The sequence below is a fragment of the Pseudomonas sp. 05N433 genome (assembly GCF_056396925.1).
Genome location: NZ_JBFTML010000160.1, coordinates 1 through 447 on the forward strand (window position 1 = coordinate 1; position 447 = coordinate 447).

Below are 447 nucleotides of genomic sequence, written 5' to 3' on the forward strand. Positions count from 1 at the left end.
ACAAAAAAGGCCACTCTTTCGAGTAGCCTTTTTTGATGTTTGGTTGCGGGAGCCGGATTTGAACCGACGACCTTCGGGTTATGAGCCCGACGAGCTACCAGACTGCTCCATCCCGCCTACCAGACTGCTCCATCCCGCGTCTGTGTGGCGGCATTCTACAGGCGAACGCCGTAGTGTCAACCGTTAATCCAAGTATGGGTCAAATAAACCAGAATCAGCGCTGAACGGTCGCCGAGGAACGCTAAGTTTCGGAATCAGAAGGATTTCTCGTTTCTGCTMGGTAAAGCATGAAACGCTGATTTTTTATAAAACAGGCACGCACAAAAAAGGCCACTCTTTCGAGTAGCCTTTTTTGATGTTTGGTTGCGGGAGCCGGATTTGAACCGACGACCTTCGGGTTATGAGCCCGACGAGCTACCAGACTGCTCCATCCCGCGTCTGTGTGGC

2 tRNA genes are annotated in these 447 nt (G+C 51.8%); both read right to left on the reverse strand.

Annotation, left to right across the window (positions count from 1 at the left end):
• Positions 1-40: 40 nt before the first annotated feature.
• Positions 41-117 (reverse strand) — tRNA-Met (locus AC1DIS_RS30155).
• 243 nt (positions 118-360) lie between these two features.
• Positions 361-437 (reverse strand) — tRNA-Met (locus tag AC1DIS_RS30160).
• Between the last annotated feature and the right edge of the window lie 10 nt (positions 438-447).